Origin of the sequence: Pectobacterium araliae, assembly GCF_037076465.1 — a bacterium.
GTDB classification, from domain to species: domain Bacteria; phylum Pseudomonadota; class Gammaproteobacteria; order Enterobacterales; family Enterobacteriaceae; genus Pectobacterium; species Pectobacterium araliae.
In genome coordinates this window covers 412,756-439,571 of record NZ_AP028908.1, presented here as the reverse complement: position 1 = coordinate 439,571, position 26,816 = coordinate 412,756, and the positions used below count along the sequence as shown (strand labels likewise).

Annotated in this window: 25 protein-coding genes, 2 tRNA genes and 3 rRNA genes; 9 read left to right on the top strand and 21 right to left on the bottom strand. The window is 49.4% G+C overall.

Translation table 11 applies throughout. The features are described from left to right. Positions 1–83: 83 nt before the first annotated feature. Genes AACH44_RS02040 through AACH44_RS02030 form a run of 3 tightly spaced genes read left to right on the top strand, consistent with a single transcriptional unit; the run spans position 84 to position 2,333 of the window. On the top strand, positions 84–740 hold the full coding sequence (locus tag AACH44_RS02040) for a CDP-alcohol phosphatidyltransferase family protein (protein ID WP_261849434.1): 657 nt from the start codon (positions 84–86) through the stop codon (positions 738–740). A 4-nt stretch (positions 741–744) separates the two neighbouring features. Continuing rightward, positions 745–1,404, top strand: coding sequence for a lysophospholipid acyltransferase family protein (locus AACH44_RS02035; protein WP_261849435.1), 660 nt, complete (start codon positions 745–747; stop codon positions 1,402–1,404). After that, a complete protein-coding gene (locus tag AACH44_RS02030; protein WP_425606640.1) occupies positions 1,404–2,333 on the top strand; it encodes a phosphatidate cytidylyltransferase in 930 nt (309 codons plus the stop codon). Before AACH44_RS02035 ends, AACH44_RS02030 begins: the two co-directional genes overlap by 1 nt. On the opposite strand, the gene aceK is transcribed toward AACH44_RS02030, so the two are convergent. The 10 genes from aceK to AACH44_RS01980 form a co-directional block, all read right to left on the bottom strand. Then, on the bottom strand, positions 2,326–4,095 hold the full coding sequence (gene aceK, locus AACH44_RS02025) for a bifunctional isocitrate dehydrogenase kinase/phosphatase (protein ID WP_261849445.1): 1,770 nt from the start codon (positions 4,093–4,095) through the stop codon (positions 2,326–2,328). The two genes, AACH44_RS02030 and aceK, sit on opposite strands and share 8 nt — an antisense overlap. 48 nt (positions 4,096–4,143) lie before the next feature. Continuing rightward, the gene (gene aceA / locus AACH44_RS02020) at positions 4,144–5,451 is read right to left on the bottom strand and encodes an isocitrate lyase (protein WP_261849437.1); all 1,308 of its coding nucleotides are present in this window, start codon (positions 5,449–5,451) and stop codon (positions 4,144–4,146) included. A gap of 31 nt (positions 5,452–5,482) precedes the next feature. Beyond that, the gene (gene aceB, locus AACH44_RS02015; RefSeq protein ID WP_261849438.1) at positions 5,483–7,081 is read right to left on the bottom strand and encodes a malate synthase A; all 1,599 of its coding nucleotides are present in this window, start codon (positions 7,079–7,081) and stop codon (positions 5,483–5,485) included. 285 nt (positions 7,082–7,366) lie between these two features. After that, positions 7,367–8,296, bottom strand: coding sequence for a homoserine O-acetyltransferase MetA (metA, locus tag AACH44_RS02010; RefSeq protein WP_261849439.1), 930 nt, complete (start codon positions 8,294–8,296; stop codon positions 7,367–7,369). Positions 8,297–8,433: 137 nt separating this feature from the next. Beyond that, positions 8,434–8,805: a YjaA family stress response protein gene (locus AACH44_RS02005; protein ID WP_261849440.1), complete on the bottom strand. Its 372-nt coding sequence runs from the start codon at positions 8,803–8,805 to the stop codon at positions 8,434–8,436. 142 nt (positions 8,806–8,947) lie between these two features. Then, a 5S ribosomal RNA gene (rrf, locus tag AACH44_RS02000) occupies positions 8,948–9,063 on the bottom strand. Positions 9,064–9,196: 133 nt separating this feature from the next. Continuing rightward, positions 9,197–12,104: ribosomal RNA gene (locus AACH44_RS01995) — 23S ribosomal RNA — on the bottom strand. A gap of 210 nt (positions 12,105–12,314) precedes the next feature. After that, positions 12,315–12,390: transfer RNA gene (locus AACH44_RS01990), tRNA-Ala, on the bottom strand. A 42-nt stretch (positions 12,391–12,432) separates the two neighbouring features. Beyond that, positions 12,433–12,509 (bottom strand) — tRNA-Ile (locus tag AACH44_RS01985). 73 nt (positions 12,510–12,582) lie between these two features. Then, positions 12,583–14,124, bottom strand: a 16S ribosomal RNA gene (locus AACH44_RS01980). The 16S, 23S and 5S rRNA genes sit together here with 2 tRNA genes alongside, the layout of an rRNA operon. Before the next feature lie 489 nt (positions 14,125–14,613). Between AACH44_RS01980 and AACH44_RS01975 the strand changes: the two genes are divergently transcribed. Continuing rightward, positions 14,614–15,162 (top strand): gamma carbonic anhydrase family protein, encoded by a 549-nt coding sequence (locus AACH44_RS01975; protein WP_261846666.1) that lies wholly within the window; start codon positions 14,614–14,616, stop codon positions 15,160–15,162. Here AACH44_RS01975 and AACH44_RS01970 read toward each other — a convergent pair. Genes AACH44_RS01970 through dprA form a run of 6 tightly spaced genes read right to left on the bottom strand, consistent with a single transcriptional unit; the run spans position 15,147 to position 18,954 of the window. Beyond that, on the bottom strand, positions 15,147–15,404 hold the full coding sequence (locus AACH44_RS01970) for a DUF1488 domain-containing protein (protein WP_261846667.1): 258 nt from the start codon (positions 15,402–15,404) through the stop codon (positions 15,147–15,149). The two genes, AACH44_RS01975 and AACH44_RS01970, sit on opposite strands and share 16 nt — an antisense overlap. Then, positions 15,401–16,228, bottom strand: coding sequence for a shikimate dehydrogenase (gene aroE, locus AACH44_RS01965; protein WP_261846668.1), 828 nt, complete (start codon positions 16,226–16,228; stop codon positions 15,401–15,403). The genes AACH44_RS01970 and aroE overlap by 4 nt, the downstream gene beginning before the upstream one ends. Before the next feature lie 19 nt (positions 16,229–16,247). Next, the gene (tsaC, locus tag AACH44_RS01960) at positions 16,248–16,817 is read right to left on the bottom strand and encodes an L-threonylcarbamoyladenylate synthase type 1 TsaC (protein WP_261846669.1); all 570 of its coding nucleotides are present in this window, start codon (positions 16,815–16,817) and stop codon (positions 16,248–16,250) included. Continuing rightward, the gene (locus tag AACH44_RS01955; RefSeq protein WP_261846670.1) at positions 16,810–17,367 is read right to left on the bottom strand and encodes a DNA topoisomerase family protein; all 558 of its coding nucleotides are present in this window, start codon (positions 17,365–17,367) and stop codon (positions 16,810–16,812) included. The genes tsaC and AACH44_RS01955 overlap by 8 nt, the downstream gene beginning before the upstream one ends. A 20-nt stretch (positions 17,368–17,387) precedes the next feature. Further along, positions 17,388–17,861 carry a DUF494 family protein gene (locus tag AACH44_RS01950; RefSeq protein WP_137742153.1) on the bottom strand — a complete coding sequence of 158 codons (474 nt, stop codon included), beginning with the start codon at positions 17,859–17,861 and terminating at the stop codon, positions 17,388–17,390. Further along, entirely contained in the window at positions 17,833–18,954 is a 1,122-nt protein-coding gene (gene dprA, locus AACH44_RS01945; protein ID WP_261846671.1) for a DNA-protecting protein DprA, read from the bottom strand. Before dprA ends, AACH44_RS01950 begins: the two co-directional genes overlap by 29 nt. Positions 18,955–19,082: 128 nt before the next feature. Between dprA and def the strand changes: the two genes are divergently transcribed. From def to mscL, 5 genes are all read left to right on the top strand, one after another. Next, a complete protein-coding gene (def, locus tag AACH44_RS01940) occupies positions 19,083–19,595 on the top strand; it encodes a peptide deformylase (RefSeq protein ID WP_107168834.1) in 513 nt (170 codons plus the stop codon). 23 nt (positions 19,596–19,618) lie between these two features. Further along, the gene (gene fmt, locus AACH44_RS01935) at positions 19,619–20,566 is read left to right on the top strand and encodes a methionyl-tRNA formyltransferase (RefSeq protein ID WP_261846672.1); all 948 of its coding nucleotides are present in this window, start codon (positions 19,619–19,621) and stop codon (positions 20,564–20,566) included. 67 nt (positions 20,567–20,633) lie between these two features. After that, positions 20,634–21,923 carry a 16S rRNA (cytosine(967)-C(5))-methyltransferase RsmB gene (gene rsmB, locus AACH44_RS01930; RefSeq protein ID WP_261846673.1) on the top strand — a complete coding sequence of 430 codons (1,290 nt, stop codon included), beginning with the start codon at positions 20,634–20,636 and terminating at the stop codon, positions 21,921–21,923. Positions 21,924–21,979: 56 nt separating this feature from the next. After that, on the top strand, positions 21,980–23,356 hold the full coding sequence (trkA, locus tag AACH44_RS01925) for a Trk system potassium transporter TrkA (protein ID WP_261846674.1): 1,377 nt from the start codon (positions 21,980–21,982) through the stop codon (positions 23,354–23,356). A 90-nt stretch (positions 23,357–23,446) separates the two neighbouring features. After that, positions 23,447–23,860: a large-conductance mechanosensitive channel protein MscL gene (gene mscL, locus AACH44_RS01920; RefSeq protein ID WP_261846675.1), complete on the top strand. Its 414-nt coding sequence runs from the start codon at positions 23,447–23,449 to the stop codon at positions 23,858–23,860. Positions 23,861–23,891: 31 nt separating this feature from the next. On the opposite strand, the gene AACH44_RS01915 is transcribed toward mscL, so the two are convergent. The 5 genes from AACH44_RS01915 to rpsK all read right to left on the bottom strand — a co-directional run bounded on the left by AACH44_RS01915 (position 23,892) and on the right by rpsK (position 26,800). After that, positions 23,892–24,104 carry an alternative ribosome-rescue factor A gene (locus AACH44_RS01915; protein ID WP_261846876.1) on the bottom strand — a complete coding sequence of 71 codons (213 nt, stop codon included), beginning with the start codon at positions 24,102–24,104 and terminating at the stop codon, positions 23,892–23,894. A 207-nt stretch (positions 24,105–24,311) separates the two neighbouring features. Next, positions 24,312–24,704, bottom strand: coding sequence for a 50S ribosomal protein L17 (rplQ, locus tag AACH44_RS01910; protein WP_261846676.1), 393 nt, complete (start codon positions 24,702–24,704; stop codon positions 24,312–24,314). A 40-nt stretch (positions 24,705–24,744) separates the two neighbouring features. After that, complete coding sequence (locus tag AACH44_RS01905) at positions 24,745–25,734, bottom strand: DNA-directed RNA polymerase subunit alpha (protein ID WP_005970247.1); 990 nt, start codon at positions 25,732–25,734, stop codon at positions 24,745–24,747. A gap of 25 nt (positions 25,735–25,759) precedes the next feature. Continuing rightward, positions 25,760–26,380 (bottom strand): 30S ribosomal protein S4, encoded by a 621-nt coding sequence (rpsD, locus tag AACH44_RS01900; protein WP_010286047.1) that lies wholly within the window; start codon positions 26,378–26,380, stop codon positions 25,760–25,762. Positions 26,381–26,410: 30 nt separating this feature from the next. After that, positions 26,411–26,800 carry a 30S ribosomal protein S11 gene (gene rpsK / locus AACH44_RS01895; RefSeq protein ID WP_002919257.1) on the bottom strand — a complete coding sequence of 130 codons (390 nt, stop codon included), beginning with the start codon at positions 26,798–26,800 and terminating at the stop codon, positions 26,411–26,413. Between the last annotated feature and the right edge of the window lie 16 nt (positions 26,801–26,816).

Below are 26,816 nucleotides of genomic sequence, written 5' to 3'. Positions count from 1 at the left end.
GAGTGTGCAGCTCTCTGCAATACCCTTATTCTTACATCCACTTACAGTATGGTTATACGTTTCACCAATGGATAATGTACATCATGGAACAAGATATCAAGGATCGCCGTCCCATCAAGGCTCGACAGACACGTTGGGCCAGCTATTTCGCCCGCGCACTGCAATTGCGGGGCTTTACCCCTAACGCCATCTCCCTTTTCAGTATTCTCTTTGCTTTCATCGCCAGTATCAGCTTTATTTTCGCTTTCCGTACCGAACACGACACCACGACTCGACTACTTCTGCTCGTTGGAGCTATCGGCATTCAGGGCCGTCTGCTGTGCAACCTGCTTGATGGCATGGTGGCAGTTGAAGGTAAACTGCGCAGTCCGGTCGGTGCTATTTATAACGATCTGCCCGATCGGATTTCAGATTCTCTGATCATCATGGGGGTGGGTTACGGCATTACCGTGTGGCCTTTTGCGCCCACGCTTGCCTGGGCTGCGACCGTGATGGCGGTACTGACAGCCTACATCCGTTTGTTAGGTGGAAGCTGTGGTTTGCCACAACGGTTCAGCGGACCAATGGCAAAACAGCATCGTATGGCGATTCTCACCCTGGTTTCCTTACTCGCCCTGATCGTACCAGCTTATGGACAGTGGCTTTTTATCGCCGCTCTCGCGGTGATTCTGCTCGGTTCGACCGTCACCTGTATTAATCGCACTCGACAGATTATGAGTGCACTGCGTATTCAGGGATAATCTTATGGTTAACGTTTTCTCTGGGCTGGACAAAAAAATCGTCAGTTCACTTCTGGTCACGGTTTGTCGGCTCCTCACTGGCGTTCGCGCACATTGGCGAAGTGAGCCCGATCTGGTTCGTGCCAAAATTTATTATGCCAACCATAGTAGCCACCTTGATGGGCTGGTGATTTGGGCCAGCCTGCCCCCCCAACTTCGAGCCATCGTCCATCCCGTCGCGGCTGCCGATTACTGGCTGAAAAAACCGTTACGCCGCTATCTGGCTCTGCGTATTTTTCAGGCAGTTCTGGTCGAACGACGCAATAAAAAAACGGAAGAAGGGCATACAGTACGGTTGTCACAAGATCCGCTACAACCGCTAAAAACAACGTTAAGCGAGAACCAGTCACTGATTCTATTTCCCGAAGGGACTCGGGGAAATGGCGACCAATTAAATCGCTTTAAAAGCGGGCTTTACCACTTATCAAAACAGTATCCAGACATAGAACTGATCCCTGTCTGGCTAGAGAATCTTAACCGCGTCATGCCAAAGGGATCGCGTCTGGTCGTTCCTATCATCTGCCATGCCACATTTGGTGAACCGATACAGGGTGTTGCCGAGATGGAGTCAAAACAAGATTTTCTTGAACGCGCTAAGCAAGCACTTGAGGAGTTATCAGCGTGATGGCCTGGGATAACGAAATGCAATGGTTGCTGAGCGGCCTGTTCGGATTACTGACTTTTGCCAGTCTGGTCGGTTACCTATTGGCCAAACGTCAGCAAAACGCCACCATAATGAACCTCAATGCCCGCATTCGAGCCTGGTGGCTCATGTGTATTATTTCTGTATTAGCCATGATGATTGGCCCTATCGGTTCGACGATCCTATTTGCCCTGATGTCATTTTACGCACTGCGGGAATGCATCACATTGATGCCAACCCGACGGGGCGATCATGAGGCGCTGTTCTGGTGCTTCTTCATTATCCTGCCGCTTCAATACCTGCTGGTTGGTATACAGTGGTACGGTGTTTTTATTATTCTGATACCGGTATACGCATTTCTCTTCGTCCCCGCACGTCTGGCATTAGCGGGGGATACGGTGCATTTTCTTGAGCGTGCGGCCAAGATTCAATGGAGCCTGATGATCGCCGTCTATTGTGTCAGCCACGCTCCAGCACTGCTGATGTTGGATATCACGGGTTATGAGTACCAAAATATCAAGTTGCTGCTGTTTCTCATGATCGTGGTGCAGCTATCAGACGTACTGCAATACGTTTTCGGTAAACTCTGGGGAAAACGCCCCATCGTCCCTAAACTCAGCCCGAATAAAACAGTGGAAGGGTTTATCGGCGGTATTTTGACCGCCAGTCTGGTGGGAATGGGGTTGTGGTGGATCACACCCTTTTCCCCCTGGCAGGCTTTTCTCATCGCCTTCGTGATTGCACTCCTTGGCTTTGCCGGTGGGCTTTGCATGTCTGGCATTAAACGCGATCGCGGCGTAAAAGATTTCGGCACCATGCTGGAAGGACACGGCGGGATGATGGACCGCATTGATTCCCTCTGTTTTGCTGCTCCCGTGTTTTTCCATATCGTGCGTTACTTCTTCACCTAATCAATACGACATCAGCCGTCGGATACTCTGACGGCTGATGCCCACTCCGTTGGCTAAAACGTTTCCTCCGCCGATAGGCGTAAACATCTTCAATGTGCCCGTCCCTGATACGCTGCTGCAATGCCTGCCAGTAATCCGCACAAAACAGATCGCCGTGTGTTTCCTCAAATAGCGCCCGAATATGGCGGTCGCTACACAGGAAATGCGGAAACTCTTCGGGAAAGACATCATTCGGCGCAACGCTGTACCACGGCTCTGCGGCCAGTTCGTCCTCTGGGTGACGCGGCGGCGGTATTTTGCGGAAATTCACCTCAGTCATGTAGCAAATTTCATCGTAGTCATAAAAGACGACTCGCCCATGACGCGTAACACCGAAATTCTTGAATAGCATGTCGCCGGGGAAAATATTTGCCGCAGCTAACTGTTTGATAGCATTACCGTATTCTTCAATCACATCGTGCAACTGCTGTGCGTTTGCCTGTTCCAAATAAAGGTTCAGCGGCGTCATCCGGCGTTCCATATACAAATGTCGGATCACCAGCCGATCGCCCAGATCTTCCAGCTTACCCGGTACCTCACGCCAAAGTTCATCCAGCAGTTCCGGGCTAATACGATGCTTATCGATGACAAAGTTTTCATATTCCTGCGTATCCGCCATACGCCCGACGCGATCGTGCTCTTTTACCAGTTGATAGCACGCCATGACCCGCTCCGCGCTCACCTCTTTCTGTGGCGCAAAACGATCTTTGATGACCTTAAATACCCGATCGAACGAAGGCAGCGTAAACACCAGCATCACCATGCCTTTCACGCCGGGAGCGATAATGAACCGCTCTTCTGACTCGGCAATATAATGCAGGTATTCGCGGTAATACTCGGTTTTGCTGTGCTTCTGGCAACCAATGGCCAGATAAAGCTCCGCCGTCGTCTTCCCCGGCAAAATGTCACGCAGCCAGGCCACCAACGCAGATGGCAGCGGGGCATACACCATGAAATAAGAACGGGCGAAACCAAACGCAATGCTGGCGTCTGCCTGAGCCGTCAGGCAGGTATCAATAAATAGCGCTCCGCATTCGTTGTGGTGAATCGGCAGCAGGAACGGAAAAACACCCTCAGACAGCGACAGTTTCCCCACCAGCCAGGCCGCTTTGTTGCGATAGAACAGCTCATTCGCTACCTGTAACGTAGACTGAGCAAGCTGCTCCGCCGGGAAAGTGCGCTGTAAATACGCAACGATATAGGCAATATCACGCGGCAAATCTTCCCACGGTAAACGCAGCGGCACGTCACCCAGCAGCTTTTCCAGCATGTTCTGCCAGCCGTCAGTGGGCACAAACGTCTTGGCGATAGGCCGGGGTATTTCACGAAAGCGCTGTTCAGGCTGAGAACTGAAAACAAACAGTTTGTCAGGCGTCAGTTCCCGATGGTTAAACAGCCGACAGTAGACGGAATTAAAGAAACTCTCAGCAATCTCAAAACGCGGATAATCCGGTAGTAAGCGGGTATAGATATGCTTCACGCGTGCCAAAAAATCCGCATCATCGCAGCGGATTCCAGTAATACAGCGCAACTGTTCAACCACCAGACCAACATGATGATCGTATAGGTGAATACGCTGTTTCATTGCCTGCTGTACGGCGGGCCAGTCAGCCTGCTCGAAGCGCTGCTGCGCCCCTGCCGTCACTTCGAGAAAACGTCCATATTGTGCATCAAACCCTTGCAGGATCGTCTGCGCTACCAGCTTTTCAAGGTCACGCGTCATCATGATCTCCAGATGAGACCCGGCCAGCCAAACGCTGACCGGGTAGGATCAGAACTGTTGTTCTTCCGTCGATCCTGTCAGCGCCGTCACTGAAGACTCGCCTCCCTGAATGATGTTCGTCACCTTATCAAAATAGCCAGTCCCCACCTCCTGCTGATGCGATGAGAAGGTGTAACCATCTTTAATCGCTTCAAATTCAGGCTGCTGCACTTTTTCTACGTAGTGCCTCATCCCCTCGCCCTGCGCATAGGCATGCGCCAGATCAAACATGTTGAACCACATACTGTGGATGCCGGCCAGCGTAATGAATTGATACTTGTAGCCCATCGCCGACAGCTCATCCTGAAAGCGTGCAATCGTGCTGTCATCAAGGTTCTTCTTCCAGTTAAAGGAAGGCGAACAGTTGTATGCCAGCAGCTTACCGGGGAACTTCGCATGGATGGCCTCGGCAAAACGACGCGCCAGCGATAAATCTGGCGTTGAGGTTTCGCACCACACCAGATCGGCATAAGGCGCATACGCCAGACCACGGCTGATCGCCTGCTCAATCCCCGCACGGGTACGATAGAAGCCTTCTACCGTGCGTTCTCCGGTAATGAAATCACGATCATACTCATCACAATCGGAGGTCAGTAGATCCGCGGCATCCGCATCGGTTCGCGCAACCACTAAGGTGGGTACACCCAAAACATCCGCCGCCAGACGCGCTGCAACCAGCTTCTGAACCGCTTCCTGAGTCGGCACCAGCACTTTGCCGCCCATGTGGCCACATTTCTTCGCCGATGCCAGTTGATCTTCAAAGTGAACCGCCGCCGCACCCGCTTCAATCATCGACTTCATCAACTCAAACGCGTTAAGCACGCCACCGAATCCCGCCTCCGCATCCGCAACAATCGGCAGAAAGTAATCGGTATAACGCTTATCACCCGGCTCAATGCGGTTCGCCCACTGAATCTGATCGGCACGCCGAAAGGTGTTGTTGATGCGTTCAATCACCGCAGGTACGGAGTTTGCTGGGTAGAGCGACTGATCGGGATACATGCTGGACGCCAGGTTGGCATCCGCCGCCACCTGCCAGCCGGAAAGATAAATCGCTTCGATACCCGCTTTCGCCTGCTGTAAAGCCTGTCCTCCCGTCAGCGCGCCCAGACAATTAACATAGCCTTTGCGGGCGTCACCATGCAGTAGGTTCCATAGCTTTGCCGCGCCGAGCTGCGCGAGCGTGCATTCCGGGTTCACCGAACCCCGTAGGTTAATCACATCTTCTGCGCTGTAGGGGCGCGTAATACCTTCCCAGCGGGCGGTTTTCCACTCTTTTTCGATATGCTGGACTTGTTGGGTACGGGAAGTCGTCATAGCAGAGGTTCCTTTTTATTATCAGTTAGGATTAATCGAGCAATGCGTAGCCGGGTAGGGTCAGGAAATCGATTAGCTCATCTTGCGTGGTAATTTTTTCCATCAACTGAGCCGCTTCATCAAAGCGCCCTCCGCTGAAACGGGCATCACCGAGTTCCTCTTGAATCACGAACATCTCTTCGGCCAGCATCTGACGAAACAGCGCTTTGGTGATCACACGACCATCACTCAACGTCTTACCGTGGCGAATCCACTGCCAGATTGACGTGCGAGAAATTTCCGCCGTCGCTGCATCTTCCATCAACCCATAAATCGGAACGCAGCCATTACCAGATATCCACGATTCGATGTACTGCACGGCAACGCGGATATTCGCACGCATCCCCACTTCCGTACGCTCTCCCGGACAAGGCTCCAGCAACTCTTCGGCGTGAATGGGCGCATCGTGTTCACGACGGATATCGAGCTGATTCTGGCGTTCACCTAATGCCCGATCGAACACCCCCATCACCGCATCAGCCAGCCCCGGATGGGCTACCCAAGTGCCATCGTGGCCGTTACTTGCTTCCAGCTCTTTGTCCTTACGAACCTTATTCAATACCCAGTTATTGCGTTCCGCATCCTTACTCGGAATGAACGCAGCCATCCCGCCCATGGCGAACGCACCACGACGGTGACAGGTTTTGATCAACAGCCGCGAATAAGCGCTGAGGAAGGGTTTTTCCATCGTCACCGACTGGCGATCGGGCAGAACGCGATCGCTGTGGTTCTTTAATGTTTTGATATAACTGAAAATATAATCCCAACGACCACAGTTCAGCCCAACAATATGATCGCGTAAGTGGTAGAGGATTTCGTCCATCTGGAAAACGGCGGGCAGTGTTTCAATCAACACTGTCGCTTTGATCGTCCCACGCGGAAGGTCAAAACGATCTTCCGTGTAGCAGAAGACATCGTTCCACCAGGCCGCTTCCTGCCATGACTGCGTTTTTGGCAGATAGAAATAAGGGCTGCTACCTTTCTTCAGCAATTCCTGATAGTTGTGGAAAAAATACAGCGCGAAGTCAAACAGGCTGCCGGGAATCGCTTCCCCCTGCCAGGACACGTGTTTCTCGGGCAAATGCAGCCCACGCACACGACAAATCAATACGGCAGGATTGGGTTTCAGTTGGTAGATTTTTCCAGTTTCATTGATGTAGGAAATCGTACCGCGTACGGCATCACGCAAGTTGATTTGCCCGTCGATCACTTTTTCCCAACTCGGTGACAACGAATCCTCAAAGTCCGCCATGAAAACTTTCACGTTGGCATTCAATGCGTTGATCACCATCTTGCGTTCAACCGGCCCCGTAATTTCAACGCGACGATCCTGAAGGTCATCGGGAATGCCGCGTATTGTCCATGCCTTTTCACGAATGGAAACCGTTTCTGAAATAAAATCAGGTAACTTACCCCGATCGATATTGCGCTGCTGCACCTGCCGTTCAGCAAGTAACTGATTACGTGCTGGCGTAAAATGTGCGACCAGCTCCGTTAATAAATCAATCGCCTCTTCCGTAAGAATGTGCTTCTCACCTTCGCCAAAACGCTGACTAAACGCCAATTCTCTGTTTATCGTCTGCTGCATCATTCGTGGTTCCTTTTCAGATTCCGCTTCATTTATCAACAACCGCCAGATCGGCAAACCAGTATGTACATTTCTTAGCCGACAGAATTAAGCGTAATACAATAAAAAACAAAATCAAAAACAATTTCCATTTTTATTGAAAATCAAGTTTAACCACATGATAAAAATGAATATTAAGATTAAAAAAGAAAAGAAATAGCTTTCACGAACTAATAGAAATGAAATAATTTAGGACAAAAAAGAGAGGCACCTTTAACGGTGCCTCAGAGAAAAAGATCAAGATGGGAGTTAGTCCAGCGTAGGGTTCATCCGGCGTAAATCGTAAGGTGTAATCTGGTAAACATAGTAATTCAGCCAGTTAACAAAAAGCAGATGTCCGTGGCTGCGCCAACTCGCTTTCGGTGCCAATTCGGGATTATCATCCGGAAAATAGTTAACCGGAACCGCTGGATCTAATCCAGCATCGCTATCACGGAAAAACTCTCCTGCCAGCGTCAGAACGTCATATTCCGGGTGCCCGGTAACAAACGCCAGGCGTTTATCTTTACTGGCAAACAAGTAAGCACCGGCCTGCTCCGACTCAACCAGAATATCCAAATCCGTATGCTGCCGAATCACATCAGCCGGAAAATCTGCATAACGCGAATGTGGAGCCAGGAACGTTTCGTCAAAGCCGCGGGTCAGCAAAGCGTGGGGTTGTAATGTTTGATGCAAGTAAACACCAGATAGCTTTTCCTTCCGGGTCATCTTCGGGATGCCATAGAGGATATTCAGAGCAGCCTGTACAGCCCAGCACACGAATAATGTGGATGTGACATGCTCTTTTGCCCACTCGATAACACGTGCAATCTGCGGCCAATACACAACATCGCAGAAATCGACGAGCCCTAGCGGTGCACCAGTCACAATCAAACCATCAAAATTTTCGTCCTGAATATCGTCAAAGTTGCAGTAGAAGTTATTCAAATGCTCAGTTGGCGTATTCTTTGATTCTCGGCTATCGATACGCAACAGTTGGATATCGATCTGTAGGGGAGAATTGGATAACAAGCGTAGAAACTGGTTTTCAGTCTCGATTTTTTTAGGCATCAGGTTCAGAACCAGCACTTTAAGTGGACGGATTTCCTGCGTTTTAGCTCGAGAGGACGTCATCACAAATACGTTCTCATTGCGCAGAAAATTAACGGCTGGTAACTCATCAGGAACCCGAATTGGCATAACCTTATATCCTCAAAGCATACGTTTAAACGTTTAGACATCCAGATGCCCGAAGATAGCGAGTTTTCGTACTAATGTCGAGCGCTCAACGCATAAGGTGAAAATGTTTCACTGTGCCTAAAAAAACGTTATACGTTTTATCTATTTTTCTTTGCTTGTTCAATAACTTCAGCATCGGCTAATACGCGAACGTTTTCGATCACAACGAGCCGAGCTTTTGGTGAAGTGGAAACGGTTATTTCCTGAAGAATACGTTGCTCAACCTGAGACAGTCCACCTTCATTCATTTCAAGAGCATGAATGACCAGTACATCCTGACCAAATTTAAACCAACTACGTTTTATTAATTTTCGAGCTAAATCTTTAAGCACCTTCTCTGCACGAAAAAAATCAGCAACTAATAGACGAGCATTACTGAAAACCTGACTGGAATCACCTAATTCTTGGTGTGTTTCAGGATTACGCACAACCATTTTGTTCTTACGGATCTGTATATATAAGATTGTCATTTATTTCCCTATATTTCTTATTCCTAGTCGATCTCTATGTATAAATAGTGAGCAAATATATTGGGTACGAATCGCCCATATCTCAACGCAACGCATAGCAAAAAGCCCCTGTCTTTCGACAGGGGCTTTCCACGTGTTTGATGCCTGGCAGTTCCCTACTCTCACATGGGGAGACCCCACACTACCATCGGCGCTACGGCGTTTCACTGCTGAGTTCGGCATGGGGTCAGGTGGGACCACCGCGCTATCGCCGCCAGGCAAATTCTGTTTCATTCCAACCGTTATGCTTCGCTCTCGCTCTCGCACAACCATCAGAACCAATACTAAAACAAGCTAAATATCAAAACATGTCTCTATGAGTCATCATCACTCAAAACACCTTCGGTGTTGTAAGGTTAAGCCTCTCGGGTCATTAGTACTGGTTAGCTCAACGTATCGCTACGCTTACACACCCAGCCTATCTACGTCGTCGTCTTCAACGGCCCTTCAGGGGCATCGAGTGCCCAGGGAAGACTCATCTCGAGGCAAGTTTCCCGCTTAGATGCTTTCAGCGGTTATCTCTTCCGCACTTAGCTACCGGGCAATGCAATTGGCATCACAACCCGTACACCAGTGGTGCGTTCACTCCGGTCCTCTCGTACTAGGAGCAACCCCTCTCAATCTTCCAACGCCCACGGCAGATAGGGACCGAACTGTCTCACGACGTTCTAAACCCAGCTCGCGTACCACTTTAAATGGCGAACAGCCATACCCTTGGGACCTACTTCAGCCCCAGGATGTGATGAGCCGACATCGAGGTGCCAAACACCGCCGTCGATATGAACTCTTGGGCGGTATCAGCCTGTTATCCCCGGAGTACCTTTTATCCGTTGAGCGATGGCCCTTCCATTCAGAACCACCGGATCACTAAGACCTGCTTTCGCACCTGCTCGAGCTGTCACTCTCGCAGTCAAGCTAGCTTATGCCTTTGCACTAACCTCCTGATGTCCGACCAGGATTAGCTAACCTTCGTGCTCCTCCGTTACGCTTTGGGAGGAGACCGCCCCAGTCAAACTACCCACCAGACACTGTCCGCAACCCCGATTAGGGGCCCACGTTAGAACATCAAACATTAAAGGGTGGTATTTCAAGGTTGGCTCCATGCAGACTGGCGTCCACACTTCAAAGCCTCCCACCTATCCTACACATCAAGGCTCAAGGTTCAGTGTCAAGCTATAGTAAAGGTTCACGGGGTCTTTCCGTCTTGCCGCGGGTACACTGCATCTTCACAGCGAGTTCAATTTCACTGAGTCTCGGGTGGAGACAGCCTGGCCATCATTACGCCATTCGTGCAGGTCGGAACTTACCCGACAAGGAATTTCGCTACCTTAGGACCGTTATAGTTACGGCCGCCGTTTACCGGGGCTTCGATCAAGAGCTTCGCCTTGCGGCTGACCCCATCAATTAACCTTCCGGCACCGGGCAGGCGTCACACCGTATACGTCCACTTTCGTGTTTGCACAGTGCTGTGTTTTTATTAAACAGTTGCAGCCAGCTGGTATCTGCGACTGGCTTCAGCTCCATCCGCAAGGGACTTCACCTACGCGCCAGCGTGCCTTCTCCCGAAGTTACGGCACCATTTTGCCTAGTTCCTTCACCCGAGTTCTCTCAAGCGCCTGAGTATTCTCTACCTGACCACCTGTGTCGGTTTGGGGTACGATTTGATGTTACCTGGAGCTTAGAGGCTTTTCCTGGAAGCGTAGCATTGGTTACTTCATCACCGTAGTGACTCGTCATCACGCCTCAGTGTTAACGATGACCCGGATTTACCTAAGTCACCCACCTTCACGCTTAAACCGGGACAACCGTCGCCCGGATAACCTAGCTTTCTCCGTCCCCCCTTCGCAGTAACACCCAGTACAGGAATATTAACCTGTTTCCCATCGACTACGCTTTTCAGCCTCGCCTTAGGGGTCGACTCACCCTGCCCCGATTAACGTTGGACAGGAACCCTTGGTCTTCCGGCGTGCGGGTTTTTCACCCGCATTATCGTTACTTATGTCAGCATTCGCACTTCTGATACCTCCAGCAACCCTCACAGGTCACCTTCGACGGCTTACAGAACGCTCCCCTACCCAACAACACCTAAGTGTCGCTGCCGCAGCTTCGGTGCATGGTTTAGCCCCGTTACATCTTCCGCGCAGGCCGACTCGACCAGTGAGCTATTACGCTTTCTTTAAATGATGGCTGCTTCTAAGCCAACATCCTGGCTGTCTGTGCCTTCCCACATCGTTTCCCACTTAACCATGACTTTGGGACCTTAGCTGGCGGTCTGGGTTGTTTCCCTCTTCACGACGAACGTTAGCACCCGCCGTGTGTCTCCCGTGATAACATTCTTCGGTATTCGTAGTTTGCATCGGGTTGGTAAGTCGGGATGACCCCCTAGCCGAAACAGTGCTCTACCCCCGAAGATGAGTTCACGAGGCGCTACCTAAATAGCTTTCGGGGAGAACCAGCTATCTCCCGGTTTGATTGGCCTTTCACCCCCAGCCACAAGTCATCCGCTAATTTTTCAACATTAGTCGGTTCGGTCCTCCAGTTAGTGTTACCCAACCTTCAACCTGCCCATGGCTAGATCACCGGGTTTCGGGTCTATACCCTGCAACTTAACGCCCAGTTAAGACTCGGTTTCCCTGCGGCTCCCCTATTCGGTTAACCTTGCTACAGAATATAAGTCGCTGACCCATTATACAAAAGGTACGCAGTCACCTAACGAGTAGGCTCCCACTGCTTGTACGTACACGGTTTCAGGTTCTATTTCACTCCCCTCGCCGGGGTTCTTTTCGCCTTTCCCTCACGGTACTGGTTCACTATCGGTCAGTCAGGAGTATTTAGCCTTGGAGGATGGTCCCCCCATATTCAGACAGGATGTCACGTGTCCCGCCCTACTCATCGAACTCACAACTTGTGCATTTTTGTGTACGGGACTATCACCCTTTACTGTGCGACTTTCCAGACGCTTCCACTAACACACAAACTGATTCTGGTTCTGGGCTCCTCCCCGTTCGCTCGCCGCTACTGGGGGAATCTCGGTTGATTTCTTTTCCTCGGGGTACTGAGATGTTTCAGTTCCCCCGGTTCGCCTCATTAACCTATGTATTCAGTTAATGATAGTGTGTCGAAACACACTGGGTTTCCCCATTCGGGTATCGTCGGGTATTACGCTTCATATCAGCTTACCGACGCTTATCGCAGATTAGCACGCCCTTCATCGCCTCTGACTGCCTAGGCATCCACCGTGTACGCTTAGTCGCTTAACCTCACAACCCGAAGGTGTCTTTGAGTAATCAAAGTCACGTATCGCGCTGCGATTATTTGAGAGACTCATTGACAGACTGATTCACCATTGACACCCGCAGGTATCAATGTTCATTCAGCTGTCATGTTTCAATTTTCAGCTTGTTCCAGATTGTTAAAGAGCAAAATACTTCGCAGCATACTGTTTCCAATACGCTCTGAAGTCTTTTTAATGGTGGAGCTATGCGGGATCGAACCGCAGACCTCCTGCGTGCAAGGCAGGCGCTCTCCCAGCTGAGCTATAACCCCATCTCTACTTACAGTTACCTTAGATACCACTCATGGAAGAGTTGGTAGGCCTGAGTGGACTTGAACCACCGACCTCACCCTTATCAGGGGTGCGCTCTAACCACCTGAGCTACAAGCCTATTAAGGTATTTCTGCTCGTTATTTTCATCAGACAATCTGTGTGAGCACTTCACTTAACACACATCTTCTTGGTAAGGAGGTGATCCAACCGCAGGTTCCCCTACGGTTACCTTGTTACGACTTCACCCCAGTCATGAATCACAAAGTGGTAAGCGCCCTCCCGAAGGTTAAGCTACCTACTTCTTTTGCAACCCACTCCCATGGTGTGACGGGCGGTGTGTACAAGGCCCGGGAACGTATTCACCGTAGCATTCTGATCTACGATTACTAGCGATTCCGACTTCATGGAGTCGAGTTGCAGACTCCAATCCGGACTACGACGTACTTTATGAGGTCCGCTTGCTCTCGCGAGGTCGCTTCTCTTTGTATACGCCATTGTAGCACGTGTGTAGCCCTACTCGTAAGGGCCATGATGACTTGACGTCATCCCCACCTTCCTCCGGTTTATCACCGGCAGTCTCCTTTGAGTTCCCGACCGAATCGCTGGCAACAAAGGATAAGGGTTGCGCTCGTTGCGGGACTTAACCCAACATTTCACAACACGAGCTGACGACAGCCATGCAGCACCTGTCTCACAGTTCCCTAAGGCACCAAAGCATCTCTGCTAAGTTCTGTGGATGTCAAGAGTAGGTAAGGTTCTTCGCGTTGCATCGAATTAAACCACATGCTCCACCGCTTGTGCGGGCCCCCGTCAATTCATTTGAGTTTTAACCTTGCGGCCGTACTCCCCAGGCGGTCGATTTAACGCGTTAGCTCCGGAAGCCACACCTCAAGGGCACAACCTCCAAATCGACATCGTTTACAGCGTGGACTACCAGGGTATCTAATCCTGTTTGCTCCCCACGCTTTCGCACCTGAGCGTCAGTCTTTGTCCAGGGGGCCGCCTTCGCCACCGGTATTCCTCCAGATCTCTACGCATTTCACCGCTACACCTGGAATTCTACCCCCCTCTACAAGACTCTAGCCTGTCAGTTTTGAATGCAGTTCCCAGGTTAAGCCCGGGGATTTCACATCCAACTTAACAGACCGCCTGCGTGCGCTTTACGCCCAGTCATTCCGATTAACGCTTGCACCCTCCGTATTACCGCGGCTGCTGGCACGGAGTTAGCCGGTGCTTCTTCTGCGAGTAACGTCAATCGATAAGGTTATTAACCTTACCGCCTTCCTCCTCGCTGAAAGTGCTTTACAACCCGAAGGCCTTCTTCACACACGCGGCATGGCTGCATCAGGCTTGCGCCCATTGTGCAATATTCCCCACTGCTGCCTCCCGTAGGAGTCTGGACCGTGTCTCAGTTCCAGTGTGGCTGGTCATCCTCTCAGACCAGCTAGGGATCGTCGCCTAGGTGAGCCATTACCTCACCTACCAGCTAATCCCATCTGGGCACATCCGATGGCAAGAGGCCCGAAGGTCCCCCTCTTTGGTCCGAAGACGTTATGCGGTATTAGCTACCGTTTCCAGTAGTTATCCCCCTCCATCAGGCAGTTTCCCAGACATTACTCACCCGTCCGCCGCTCGTCACCCGAGGAGCAAGCTCCTCTGTGCTACCGCTCGACTTGCATGTGTTAGGCCTGCCGCCAGCGTTCAATCTGAGCCATGATCAAACTCTTCAATTTAAGATTTGTTTGATTTGCTGAACTCGTCAGCGATGCTCAAAGAATTAAAACTGTTTATTCGTAATGAATTTACTGTTGTTCACTCTTCAAGACTTTTTATATCGTTAAGATACGGTCTTGTGAGTGCCCACACAGATTGTCTGATTATATTGTTAAAGAGCAGTGCGTTGCAGCCTTAACCGCTTCGCGAGGTGGCGTATGTTACGCTTTCCACCTTCAGAGTCAACGTTTATTTTAAAGCGTTTTCTCTTTCTTTATCGACCCTGTTGTGTGTTCACAGCGCCGTGTCGATGGAGGCGCATTATAGGGATCTGTTTTCGTTGCACAACAACTTTCTTGATCTTTTTTTCTATTCGCGCGTTTTTCGACCCTTTCGATGAGATCTTACACGATCCGCGTCATTTTTCAGTTGCCGCCGCGGCATATCTGTCGATATTTTGTCTGTTAATGCGAATAATCAGCATGTGGCAAATAACTACGAGGTTGTCGATGAGTGCAAAAATATTCCGTCGTTATAAGGGTATTTCTCCCGTTTTAGGCGAAAGAGTCATGGTCGATCATTCCAGCGTGGTGATTGGCAAGGTAACACTAGGCGATGACGTCGGTATCTGGCCCCTTGTCGCCATACGCGGTGATGTTAACTACATCACGATTGGTGCAAGGAGTAATATTCAGGACGGAGCAGTGCTTCATATCACCCACTGCTCAGAGAAAAAACCAGAAGGTAATCCACTTATTATTGGCGAAGACGTTACTGTAGGCCATAAAGCAATGCTGCACGGTTGCCAAATAGGAAATAGGGTTTTGGTCGGAATGGGGTCAATACTTCTGGATGGTGCCATTATTGAGGATGATGTCATGATCGGTGCGGGTAGCTTGGTCCCTCCTGGAAAACGTCTAGAGAAAGGACATCTATATCTTGGCAGCCCAGTTAAGAAAATTCGGCCACTGACACAAGAAGAAATAGAGGGGCTGGTTTACTCGGCAAATAACTATGTTCGTTGGAAAGATGAATACCTTACTCAGGATAATGAGTAATAACCCTCATCATCCCATTCTTCAGCAACAATCATTTTTTCCAATTCATCTTCAAGATCCCATCGATGTTCCCTGAACAGCGCCAGCCACTGTTCAGGGCTATTTCCTCCGTAACGGTGCTGAAGACGTTCAGCACGTATCAGACATTCCTGCTGAAAGCCATTCACTAAAACAGGGAAACGGACCGCCATTATCTTCTCATCCCAACTTTCACGATCGGGGAACTGGATCGCTTGATTCATTTAGCGAGATCCTGCTTCAGTAAATCAATCACTGGCTCCACGTCCGGCATCACACCATGCCAAAGTTTGAACGCATGTGCCGCTTGTCCCACCAGCATTCCCAAACCATCTGCGTAATGGGTAGCACCATGCTGTACGCACCATGACAAAAAGGGTGTCAGTTGCGGCAGGTAAAACATGTCATAGCAACACGTTTTTGGAGAAATGAGTTCTGGCGGTAAGTCAGGAATACTAGCGTACATACCAGAAGAGGTTGCGTTAATGACCAGATCGAAAAACTGACCATGTAAATCGCCGAGAGCAACAGCTTGAATATCACCAATATCACGGAAGATCTTAGCTAAGACATCGGCCTTGGAAAAGGTCCTATTCGCCAGCACCACGGTACAACCATAGGCCAGCAGGGGTTGGATAACACCCCGCGCCGCACCACCTGCACCAACCAGCAAAACACGATCCAGAGGTTTCACCAGCGCCAATCGTTGTAGATCGCTGAGCAAACCGATGCCATCGGTATTATCACCAAACAGGCGACCGTCACTCAATCTCTTCAATGTATTGACCGCCCCAGCAAGCGCAGCACACTCGCTACACTCATCGGCTTCGGCAAAGGCCCGCTCTTTAAAGGGCGCAGTGACATTTACACCACCAGCACCATCGCGAAAATACTGATGCAGCAGCGGCTCAAAATGATCCAAAGGCGCTAACACACGTTGGTACGTCAACGTTATCCCCGTCTGTGCAGCAAATAGCTCATGTATACGAGGTGATTTACTATGCGCAATCGGATTGCCAAAAACTGCAAAAGACGTTACTTCAGACACGTTCCCCTCCAACTTGCCGTTACCCCTGACGAATGAGCTCGCCGGTTAATACATCTCTGATTTCTGATGGATTCATTCTTCCGCCGACGTCCCCAAAAAGCACAGGAAAACCGTCGCCAAACTGCTGCAATACTTCCTGAGCAGTACGGCAGGGAAGTTGGCCACTTAAATTAGCACTGGTCGACACCAACGGTTTACCGTAACGCTGGCACAGTTCCTTTACTAGCAGATGGTCACTCACCCGCACCGCAAGCGAAAAAAATTGCCCTGTTAACCACTGCGGAGTCGTGCGTTTTGCTGGCAATACCCAAGTAACCGGGCCTGGCCATGTGGAAAACATCACAGCCTTCTGCTCATCGGATAACGCACTGTCATCAATATAAGGAGACAGTTGGCTAAAATCGGCTGCAATCAGGATCAACCCTTTTTGCCAGGGGCGTTGTTTTAACGCCAGCAGGCGATTAACCGCCACTTCACTATCAGGATCGCATCCCAACCCAAATACCGCTTCAGTCGGGTACGCAATAACCTGCTCATTGTATAATTCCCGCAAAACGGGAATCATTAGCTCATCAGATACATCACTCATTCTTATCAACTTCTGCCGCTATCGGTTTTCCACATAATTTACTGGCGCAAAATAGCTTAATGCCTTGTGCCGTTTTTTTCTCAAACAATAAAGCGTAATGGCAAGAAGGACATTCACCCGCTATTGGCTTATGGTTTAACGTAAACTGGCAATCGGGATAGCGATCGCAAGAATGAAACACCTTACCGTAGCGAGATTTGCGCTGTAGCAGCGTGCCTTCATTACACTGTGGACATCGAATCGCCGTTTCATCAGGGCGATCGATAGTCTCGGTATGATTGCACTCAGGATAATTGCCGCAGCCGATGAACATCCCATAACGGCCTTGCCGTAGCACCAATGTAGACTGACAAAGCGGGCATTGCTGTCCATCCAACACTTTGACAATATGTCCATCAGCTTGCGCTTTAAGCGGGCGAATGAACCCACATTCCGGATATGTAGAACAGCCAAGGAATGGGCCGCGCCGACCAGAACGGATAACCAGCACTGACCCACAGTCTGGACATATTTCCTGTTTTTTTTCAGTAAACAATTCAGGTTTAGCCATTCGAACCGTTATTCCTCTGGCTATTGCACATAACCGTCATTGACCTCAAAAAGTAATTCTTCCATTTGCTGATAGGCATTCTCACAACCGGGAACATTGAAAAGTACCATGAGAATGACCCACTTCAGATCTTCCAGATCAAATTCCTGCGTTTCCAGCGCCATCACACGTTCGATGATCATCTCGCGCGTTTCAAGATTCAGAACCTGAATTTGCTCAAGGAACAGTAAAAAGCCACGACAGTCCGCATCCAGACGCAGCGCCTCATCCTGCGTATAGATCCGCATAGCCAGAGCATCGCTCGCCAAATAAAGCGGCGCAGTTTGTCCTTCCTGAATATCGGCCAATTTTTCCAGCCAACTCAACGCGCTATAGATATCGTTACGATGGAATCCAGCGCGGGTGAGGTCATCAGTTAACGTATCCTGATCGACACGCATTTCAGTTTCATTGTGGATGTAACTCTCAAACAAGTACATGAGTACGTCGAACATGGCCCGCCCTCCTTAATCGGACATAGCCGCCGGGTACTGCTGCGATCCACCCTGCTAACTCCAGCTCTAATAGCTTAGTGACTATCTCTGGCACAGGTTGGCCGGCACGTTCAGCGACAACGTCAACAGGTGTAACCTCATCTCCTACGTTAGCCAACACGTCGGCAAATGGCAATTCGCCATCCTCTTCTTCGTTAGAAATAGTTTGCCCGCTTTGCATCGGTAGCCACTGTAATTCACTCACCAACTGCTCAAGAATATCCTTCGGATGTGTAACCAGACTGGCCCCTTGCTGGATCAGCCAGTGTGTCCCCTCAGTCATAGGGTTACCGATAGGCCCCGGCAGAGCAAAAACTTCCCGTCCTTGTTCCAAAGCATAACGCGCTGTAACCAACGACCCACTGCGGATAGACGCTTCAATGACCAGGACACCCAACCCTAGCCCACTGATAATACGATTTCTTCTGGGAAAGTTGGTTGGGAAAGGCGGCATAGCGAGGGGAAACTCAGAGACCAATGTACCGCCATCTCCACAAATACGCTCAGCAAGCTTGGCATGACGCTTGGGATAAATATTCTCTAGCCCACTCCCCAGCACTGCTATCGTTTTCCCTCCTGCATCTAAGGCAGCCCGATGAGCGATGCCGTCAATGCCAATCGCTAGCCCACTGGTCACCGTCAGTTCATTTGCAGCAAATTCCTGTGCAAAAAAACATCCCCAGCGCTCGCCGTAAGCGCTATTACCTCGACTACCAACGATCGATATTTGTGGCGATGCCAATAATTCAGGAGAACCAGAAACAAAAAGCAACAGCGGAAAATCACGAATATTGCTCAGCAGAAAGGGATAAAGTGCATCTTCGCACGTCACAATATGGTGATTGGGATAAGACAGCCAGTTAAGAGTCTCCGCCAGAATCTTGAGATCATAGGCCCAGAATTGGGATATTTGAGCATGAGATAAGCCTAATTCGCTCAACATATTGTTATCTAAATCATTTAGATCAATAAGCTTTTTGGCAATCGCCCGACTACGTCTGATTCCCAGCTGCCGTACGCCCGTCATACGTAGCCAAATTTCCGTTGATAGCATCAGCGTCCCTTATTCCGCTATGTTCAGATAAGTGGTGCAATTCGGTGCTGATGCTGTCAATCGAGGCCGGAAATGTCTAGAATGTACGCTAAGACTCTTTCACTATTCAGATACAGATCTAAACATATATGTCAGTTTTGCAGGTATTACATTTCCCAGACGAGCGGCTGCGCATCACTGCGCAACCCGTAAAAGAAGTCAATGCAGATATTCAACGTATCGTGGATGATATGTTCGATACCATGTACGAAGAAGAAGGTATTGGACTGGCCGCAACGCAAGTGGATATTCACCAGCGTATTATTGTGATTGACGTCTCTGAAGAACGAGACCAACGGTTAGTGCTGATCAATCCAGAACTGATTGAAAAGAGCGGTGATACGGGTATCGAAGAGGGTTGCTTGTCGATCCCCGAAACACGTGCACTGGTTCCTCGAGCAGAACATGTAAAAGTGCGAGCATTGGATCGTGAAGGTAATGTGTTCGAACTTGAAGCAAGCGAGCTACTTGCCATTTGCATTCAGCATGAAATGGATCACTTGGTTGGGAAATTGTTTATCGATTACCTTTCCCCGCTTAAACGCCAGCGCATTCGTCAAAAACTGGAAAAGCTGGCTAAACAGAATAGCCGAGCCCAATAATTTTCACCCTGACAGGAAGCACCGTGTCTGATTCTTTACGCATCATCTTTGCCGGAACCCCTGACTTTGCAGCGCGTCACCTTGACGCGCTTTTATCATCAGGGCACGAGGTCGTGGGCATTTTCACTCAACCTGACCGCCCAGCAGGCAGAGGCAACAAGCTCACTCCTAGTCCAGTAAAAGTACTGGCAGAGCAACATAGCATCCCCGTTTTCCAGCCGAAATCCCTGCGTCCGGAAGAAAACCAGGCGATGGTTCAGGCGTTAGATGCCGATGTTATGGTCGTTGTCGCCTATGGATTAATTCTGCCACAGCCTGTGTTATCCATGCCTCGCCTCGGTTGCATTAATGTACATGGTTCTCTGTTACCTCTATGGCGCGGAGCTGCGCCAATCCAACGCGCATTATGGGCTGGGGATAGTGAAACCGGCGTGACGATCATGCAAATGGACGTTGGGCTCGATACTGGCGCCATGCTTCACAAAATTTCATGCCCCATCCTGCCACAAGATACCAGCGCAACGTTGTACGATAAACTTGCGGAGCTTGGCCCACGTGGCTTACTGGAAACGCTGGAACAGCTTGCTGATGGCAGCGCTGTTTCTGAAGCACAAAATGATGCCCTTGCCACCTATGCAGAAAAGCTCAGCAAAGAAGAAGCTCGTCTAAATTGGCAGTTATCTGCTGAGCAGCTTGAACGTTGTATTCGTGCTTTTAATCCTTGGCCAATCAGCTATTTCATCGTAGATGAACAGCCAGTGAAAGTCTGGAAAGCTGAGGTCATCACCAAAGCACATGCCTCGCAGCCTGGCACAATCATACAGGCAGATAAGCAGGGTATTCAGGTGGCAACAGCCGCAGGTATCTTGAATATCCAAGAATTGCAGCCTGCGGGTAAAAAAGTGATGAGTGCGCAGGATCTGCTGAACTCACGTCGTGAGTGGTTCGTTCCCGGTAATCTGCTGGACTAATCTATTTTTCATACCGGCGTCATGCCGGTATATCCTCTCTCTTTTACGTATACGTCATCGTTAACACATGAAAAGCTCATACAATCTACGCAGTATTGCCGCAAAAGTGGTGGGACAAGTTCTGGATCAGGGGCAATCACTCAGTGCCTTATTACCGGTTCATCAACGTGAAGTCTCCGATAAAGATCGTGCACTTTTACAAGAGCTTTGCTTCGGCGTATTACGCGTTTTACCGCAGTTGGAATGGTGTATTCAACAACTGATGGCTAAGCCCCTGACGGGTAAACAACGCACATTGCATTACCTTATCATGGTTGGGATCTACCAATTACACTACACCCGCATCCCACCACATGCAGCCCTGGCAGAAACGGTTGAAGGTGCCGTCGCATTAAAGAGACCACAGCTCAAGGGGTTGATTAATGGCGTATTACGCCAATTCCAACGTCAGCAAGAAGAACTCATTCAGCGCGAGTCAACACTCCCGTCTCACTACCTGCACCCAAGTTGGCTGCTGGCCCGTATTGAACATGCCTATCCAAATCACTGGCAAAGCGTTGTTGATGCGAATAATCAACGCCCTCCAATGTGGCTGCGCGTGAATCGGTTACACCATACACGAGAAGCGTATTTAGACTTGCTAACACAAGAGGGAATCGAAGCGTTTCCTCATCCTGAATACGCCGATGCGATACGACTTACTTCTCCCTGTGCCGTCGATCTCTTACCGGGTTTTTCACAAGGCTGGGCAACGATACAGGATGCTTCGGCTCAAGGCTGCGTCTATTGGCTCGATCCACAAGATGGCGAGCAGATCCTCGATCTCTGCGCCGCACCCGGCGGGAAAACAACACATATTTTAGAGGCTGCACCAAAATCTCATGTACTCGCTGTCGATGTTGATGAGACACGTTTAGGCCGGGTAAAAGAAAATTTACTGCGGTTACAAATGCATGCCGAAGTAAAACAAGGCGATGGACGTTACCCCGATGCATGGTGCGAAGGGCGTATGTTTGATCGCATTCTGTTGGATGCGCCATGCTCAGCCACTGGCGTGATTCGCCGTCATCCTGATATTAAGTGGTTGCGCCGAGACAGAGATATTGAAGAGCTGGTTGTACTACAAAAAGAGATCATTGATGCTATCTGGCCACATCTCAAAACCGGCGGCACACTGGTCTATGCTACCTGCTCCATCCTACCGCAAGAAAATGCTCAACAAGTTACGGATTTCCTAGCTCGCCATGACGATGCAAAACTGGTTGATACAGGTACAAGAGAAATGCCGGGTATACAGATGCTTCCCCATGCCGATGGTGGTGATGGTTTCTTTTATGCGAAGCTGGTAAAAAACTGATATTGAACCCAGTATTGTCTGCAACAAACAGCAATCAATAAACGGCATGGCGTATTATGAAAATTATCATTCTTGGCGCGGGTCAGGTCGGCGGAACACTGGCGGAAAATCTAGCGGGTGAAAATAATGACATCACTGTCGTTGATACTGATGCAAATCGATTACGCCAGCTTCAGGATAAGTTTGATCTGCGTGTCGTTACAGGATACGCATCTCACCCACGCGTGCTGCGTGAAGCGGGGGCAGAAGATGCCGATATGCTGGTCGCCGTGACCAATTCAGATGAAACGAATATGGTTGCCTGCCAGATTGCCTATTCCCTTTTCAAAACCCCAAACCGGATTGCACGTATTCGTGCCGCTGAATATATCCGTGAATCAGAACAGCTGTTTTTACCAGAAGCGGTTCCCATTGATCACTTGATCTCCCCAGAACAGTTGGTGATCGATAACATTTACAAGCTGATCGAATATCCCGGAGCACTTCAGGTTGTCAATTTCGCTGAAGGAAAAGTGAGTCTTGCCGCTGTCAATGCCTACTATGGCGGCCCACTGGTCGGCAATGCCCTAACTTCACTCCGCGAACATATTCCTCATGTAGAGACCCGCGTTGCAGCGATTTTCCGCCACGATCGCCCGATTCGCCCTCAAGGTTCCACTATCATCGAAGCCGGAGATGAAGTATTTTTTGTCGCAGCTTCTCAACACATTCGTGCAGTCATGAGTGAGTTACAGCGTCTTGAGAAACCATATAAAAGGATTATGATCGTTGGAGGGGGTAACGTCGGCGCAGGGTTAGCACAGCGACTAGAAAAAGACTACAGCATCAAGTTGATAGAACGAAATGCAGAACGTGCGGCAGAGTTAGCGGAGCTTCTGCAAAATACGGTCGTATTTCATGGCGATGCCTCAGATCAAGAGTTACTCGCCGAAGAACACATTGAGCAGATAGATGTATTCATCGCCATTACCAATGATGACGAAGCAAATATTATGTCAGCGATGCTGGCTAAGCGTATGGGTGCGAAAAAAGTGATGGTGCTCATCCAGCGTCGCGCTTATGTCGATTTGGTTCAAGGCAGCGTTATTGACGTCGCCATTTCCCCACAGCAGGCGACAATCTCTGCACTACTCAGCCACGTCCGCAAAGCAGATATTGTTAGCGTATCTTCTTTGCGCCGAGGAGTCGCCGAAGCGATTGAAGCCATCGCACATGGTGACGAGGGTACATCGAAAGTGGTCGGCAGAATGATCGAAGATATTAAACTCCCACCGGGTACTACTATTGGTGCCATTGTTCGCGGTGATCACGTCATCATTGCCAATACAAATAGCAAAATTGAACAAGGTGATCATGTCATCATGTTCTTGGCTGACAAGAAATTTGTACCTGATGTTGAACGCCTATTTCAACCAAGCCCTTTCTTTTTGTAATACGAGAGCAGATTTATTATTAACCGATAATCTGGCAAAGATGCGGCTATTGATTAGAATTAATTTATATTTTTAGCAAGGAGAACGGATATGAGTATCATCAAAGAATTCAGAGAGTTTGCCATGCGTGGCAACGTTGTCGATTTAGCAGTCGGTGTCATTATTGGCGCCGCTTTCGGTAAAATAGTCTCTTCTCTGGTTTCGGATATTATTATGCCGCCGCTAGGGCTTTTGATTGGTGGTGTCGATTTTAAACAATTCAGCCTCATTCTTCGTGATGCGCAAGGCGAAATTCCTGCCGTTGTCATGAACTATGGCGCTTTCATTCAAAATATCTTCGACTTTGTCATCGTCGCTTTTGCAATTTTTATAGCTATCAAGCTTATGAATAAAATGCGCCGCAAGCAGGACGATACGCCTGCAGCCCCGCCGAAACCGAGTGCTGAAGAGAAGCTGTTGGCTGAAATTCGCGACTTGCTGAAAGAACAACAACCTAAACAGTAAAAATTGAGTTTCTAATTAACTCTTGATTTCATTACGCAAAAAGCAGAAAGGCCAGAGGTAAATAATCATTTGATTGCTTACCACTGGCCTCCCAACTACCTTTCTTCATATGCTTATTTTTTCTACGATAACTTCCTTTCCCTTTTTCATTCACTTCAATTCGTTGGCGAAACAGCGGGTCATGTAGTAATGCCCCAATGGCATTGTCCTGTATTTTCCCGCGTTTATGACGGCATGTGGTCATCATTGCTCCTAAGAAAGCCGAGTTGATATGTACATCAATAAAACGTGCAGAGTATATAGTCGAAATGGATAGATAGGAACAGGCGGGATATATTTTTCAGCTCACTTAGACACAAGTAATTACTTACCATGTGTATTTATATGAAAGCATGATTTATTTTAGATATAAAAAAACCGGGTTTCCCCGGTTTTTCTACGCTCTTACAGATTACTCTGCAGTAGCCACTTCTTCTGCTTGCGAAACTGAACGATCAACGAGCTCGATGTATGCCATCGGCGCGTTGTCACCAGCACGGAAGCCACACTTCAGAATACGAGTGTAACCACCGGCACGGCTCGCGAAACGCGGGCCCAGTTCATTAAACAGTTTTGCCACGATCTCGTTATCACGAGTACGGGCGAATGCCAGACGACGATTAGCAACGCTGTCGGTCTTGGCAAGAGTAATCAGCGGTTCAACAACGCGACGCAGCTCTTTCGCTTTCGGCAGGGTCGTCTTGATGATTTCATGACGAACCAAAGAACTAGCCATGTTACGGAACATAGCCTGACGATGGCTGCTGTTACGGTTCAGTTGACGACCACTCTTACGATGGCGCATGACCTTATCCTTCTCAGTAAAACCTTAACCTGTGATCTGGTTACTCATCAGCAATGCTTGCAGGTGGCCAGTTTTCTAGGCGCATGCCCAGAGACAAACCACGGGAAGCCAGTACGTCTTTAATCTCAGTAAGAGATTTTTTACCCAAGTTAGGCGTTTTGAGCAGCTCAACCTCGGTACGCTGTACCAGATCACCGATGTAGTGGATAGCTTCTGCCTTAAGGCAGTTAGCAGAGCGGACAGTCAATTCCAGATCGTCAACAGGGCGCAGCAGGATCGGATCGAATTCTGGTTTCTCTTCTTTAACTTCTGGCTGACGAACATCACGTAAGTCAACAAAAGCTTCAAGTTGTTCAGCCAGAATGGTGGCCGCACGGCGGATCGCCTCTTCAGGATCGATCGTGCCATTGGTTTCCATTTCGATGACTAGCTTGTCCAAGTCAGTACGCTGTTCTACACGAGCTGCTTCAACATTGTAGGCAATACGCTCTACAGGGCTGTAGCAAGCATCAACTAACAGACGACCAATCGGGCGCTCATCTTCTTCCGTATGAATACGGGCAGATGCCGGCACATAACCACGACCACGTTGAACTTTGATACGCATACTAATAGATGCGTTTTCATCGGTCAGGTGGCAAATTAAGTGCTGCGGCTTGACGATTTCAACATCACCATCATGGATGATGTCGGCTGCAGTCACAGGGCCAATGCCAGATTTATTCAGGGTAAGAATAACTTCATCTTTGCCTTGAACTCTCACCGCCAGCCCTTTCAGGTTGAGCAGGATTTCCAGGATATCTTCCTGTACGCCTTCTTTGGTGCTGTACTCATGCAGTACACCATCAATCTCAACCTCGGTCACCGCGCAACCTGGCATGGATGAAAGCAGAATACGGCGCAGTGCGTTGCCAAGAGTATGGCCGAAGCCTCGCTCTAATGGCTCAAGGGTCACCTTGGCGTGCGTCGAACTCACTTGCTCGATATCAACCAGGCGCGGTTTTAGAAACTCTGTCACAGAACCCTGCATTGTGTCCTCTCTTTGGTACTAAGCTTTACTTGGAGTAAAGCTCGACGATCAGGTGTTCATTAATGTCCGCAGACAGATCGGTACGTTCAGGAATACGTTTGAACACACCTTCCATCTTGGCAGCATCAACTTCCAGCCAAGTTGGCTTTTCACGCTGTTCAGCCAGCTCCAGAGCGGCTTTCACGCGAGATTGCTTTTTCGCTTTCTCACGGATGCTGACTACGTCATTCGGGGATACCTGATAAGAAGCGATGCTAACAACGCGACCGTTTACCATGATAGCTTTGTGGCTTACCATCTGACGTGCTTCAGCACGAGTGGCACCAAAACCCATACGATAAACAACGTTATCCAGACGACCTTCCAGCAGTTGCAGCAGGTTTGCACCTGTGTTGCCTTTCAGACGTGCGGCTTCTTTATAATAGTTACGGAACTGACGCTCCAGAACACCGTAGATACGGCGAACTTTTTGCTTTTCACGCAACTGTACACCATAGTCAGACAGACGCGGTTTACGCGCACCGTGCTGGCCAGGAGCTTGTTCAATTTTACACTTGGAATCGATCGCACGAACACCAGACTTCAGGAACAGGTCGGTGCCTTCACGACGGCTCAGCTTGAGCTTAGGACCCAAATATCTTGCCATTTTCTTTCTCCAACAATCCTAAAAGCGGCGTTATACGCGGCGCTTTTTCGGCGGACGACAACCGTTATGAGGGATCGGAGTCACATCAGTAATATTAGTGATGCGGAAACCAGCCGCGTTCAATGCGCGGATAGTAGACTCACGGCCCGGACCAGGTCCTTTAACCATAACTTCCAGGTTCTTAATACCGTACTCTTTCACGGCCTCTGCGCAACGTTCTGCAGCGACCTGAGCAGCGAACGGCGTAGATTTACGAGAACCACGGAAGCCGGAACCACCGGCAGTTGCCCAACCCAGCGCATTACCCTGACGATCAGTAATGGTTACGATGGTGTTGTTGAAAGAAGCATGGATATGAGCCACACCGTCAGAGACTTGCTTTCTTACACGCTTACGTGCACGAATAGGTGCCTTTGCCATTATTCAATCACCCCGA

Bases quoted from the DNA above. Each gene is read 5' to 3' on its own strand.
- AACH44_RS02040 (WP_261849434.1), top strand. From the start codon at position 84: ATGGAACAAGATATCAAGGATCGCCGTCCCATCAAGGCTCGACAGACA.
- AACH44_RS02035 (WP_261849435.1), top strand. From the start codon at position 745: ATGGTTAACGTTTTCTCTGGGCTGGACAAAAAAATCGTCAGTTCACTT.
- AACH44_RS02030 (WP_425606640.1), top strand. From the start codon at position 1,404: ATGGCCTGGGATAACGAAATGCAATGGTTGCTGAGCGGCCTGTTCGGA.
- aceK (WP_261849445.1), bottom strand. From the start codon at position 4,095: ATGACGCGTGACCTTGAAAAGCTGGTAGCGCAGACGATCCTGCAAGGG.
- aceA (WP_261849437.1), bottom strand. From the start codon at position 5,451: ATGACGACTTCCCGTACCCAACAAGTCCAGCATATCGAAAAAGAGTGG.
- aceB (WP_261849438.1), bottom strand. From the start codon at position 7,081: ATGATGCAGCAGACGATAAACAGAGAATTGGCGTTTAGTCAGCGTTTT.
- metA (WP_261849439.1), bottom strand. From the start codon at position 8,296: ATGCCAATTCGGGTTCCTGATGAGTTACCAGCCGTTAATTTTCTGCGC.
- AACH44_RS02005 (WP_261849440.1), bottom strand. From the start codon at position 8,805: ATGACAATCTTATATATACAGATCCGTAAGAACAAAATGGTTGTGCGT.
- AACH44_RS01975 (WP_261846666.1), top strand. From the start codon at position 14,614: ATGAGTGCAAAAATATTCCGTCGTTATAAGGGTATTTCTCCCGTTTTA.
- AACH44_RS01970 (WP_261846667.1), bottom strand. From the start codon at position 15,404: ATGAATCAAGCGATCCAGTTCCCCGATCGTGAAAGTTGGGATGAGAAG.
- tsaC (WP_261846669.1), bottom strand. From the start codon at position 16,817: ATGAGTGATGTATCTGATGAGCTAATGATTCCCGTTTTGCGGGAATTA.
- AACH44_RS01955 (WP_261846670.1), bottom strand. From the start codon at position 17,367: ATGGCTAAACCTGAATTGTTTACTGAAAAAAAACAGGAAATATGTCCA.
- AACH44_RS01950 (WP_137742153.1), bottom strand. From the start codon at position 17,861: ATGTTCGACGTACTCATGTACTTGTTTGAGAGTTACATCCACAATGAA.
- dprA (WP_261846671.1), bottom strand. From the start codon at position 18,954: ATGCTATCAACGGAAATTTGGCTACGTATGACGGGCGTACGGCAGCTG.
- def (WP_107168834.1), top strand. From the start codon at position 19,083: ATGTCAGTTTTGCAGGTATTACATTTCCCAGACGAGCGGCTGCGCATC.
- rsmB (WP_261846673.1), top strand. From the start codon at position 20,634: ATGAAAAGCTCATACAATCTACGCAGTATTGCCGCAAAAGTGGTGGGA.
- trkA (WP_261846674.1), top strand. From the start codon at position 21,980: ATGAAAATTATCATTCTTGGCGCGGGTCAGGTCGGCGGAACACTGGCG.
- mscL (WP_261846675.1), top strand. From the start codon at position 23,447: ATGAGTATCATCAAAGAATTCAGAGAGTTTGCCATGCGTGGCAACGTT.
- AACH44_RS01915 (WP_261846876.1), bottom strand. From the start codon at position 24,104: ATGACCACATGCCGTCATAAACGCGGGAAAATACAGGACAATGCCATT.
- rplQ (WP_261846676.1), bottom strand. From the start codon at position 24,704: ATGCGCCATCGTAAGAGTGGTCGTCAACTGAACCGTAACAGCAGCCAT.
- AACH44_RS01905 (WP_005970247.1), bottom strand. From the start codon at position 25,734: ATGCAGGGTTCTGTGACAGAGTTTCTAAAACCGCGCCTGGTTGATATC.
- rpsD (WP_010286047.1), bottom strand. From the start codon at position 26,380: ATGGCAAGATATTTGGGTCCTAAGCTCAAGCTGAGCCGTCGTGAAGGC.
- rpsK (WP_002919257.1), bottom strand. From the start codon at position 26,800: ATGGCAAAGGCACCTATTCGTGCACGTAAGCGTGTAAGAAAGCAAGTC.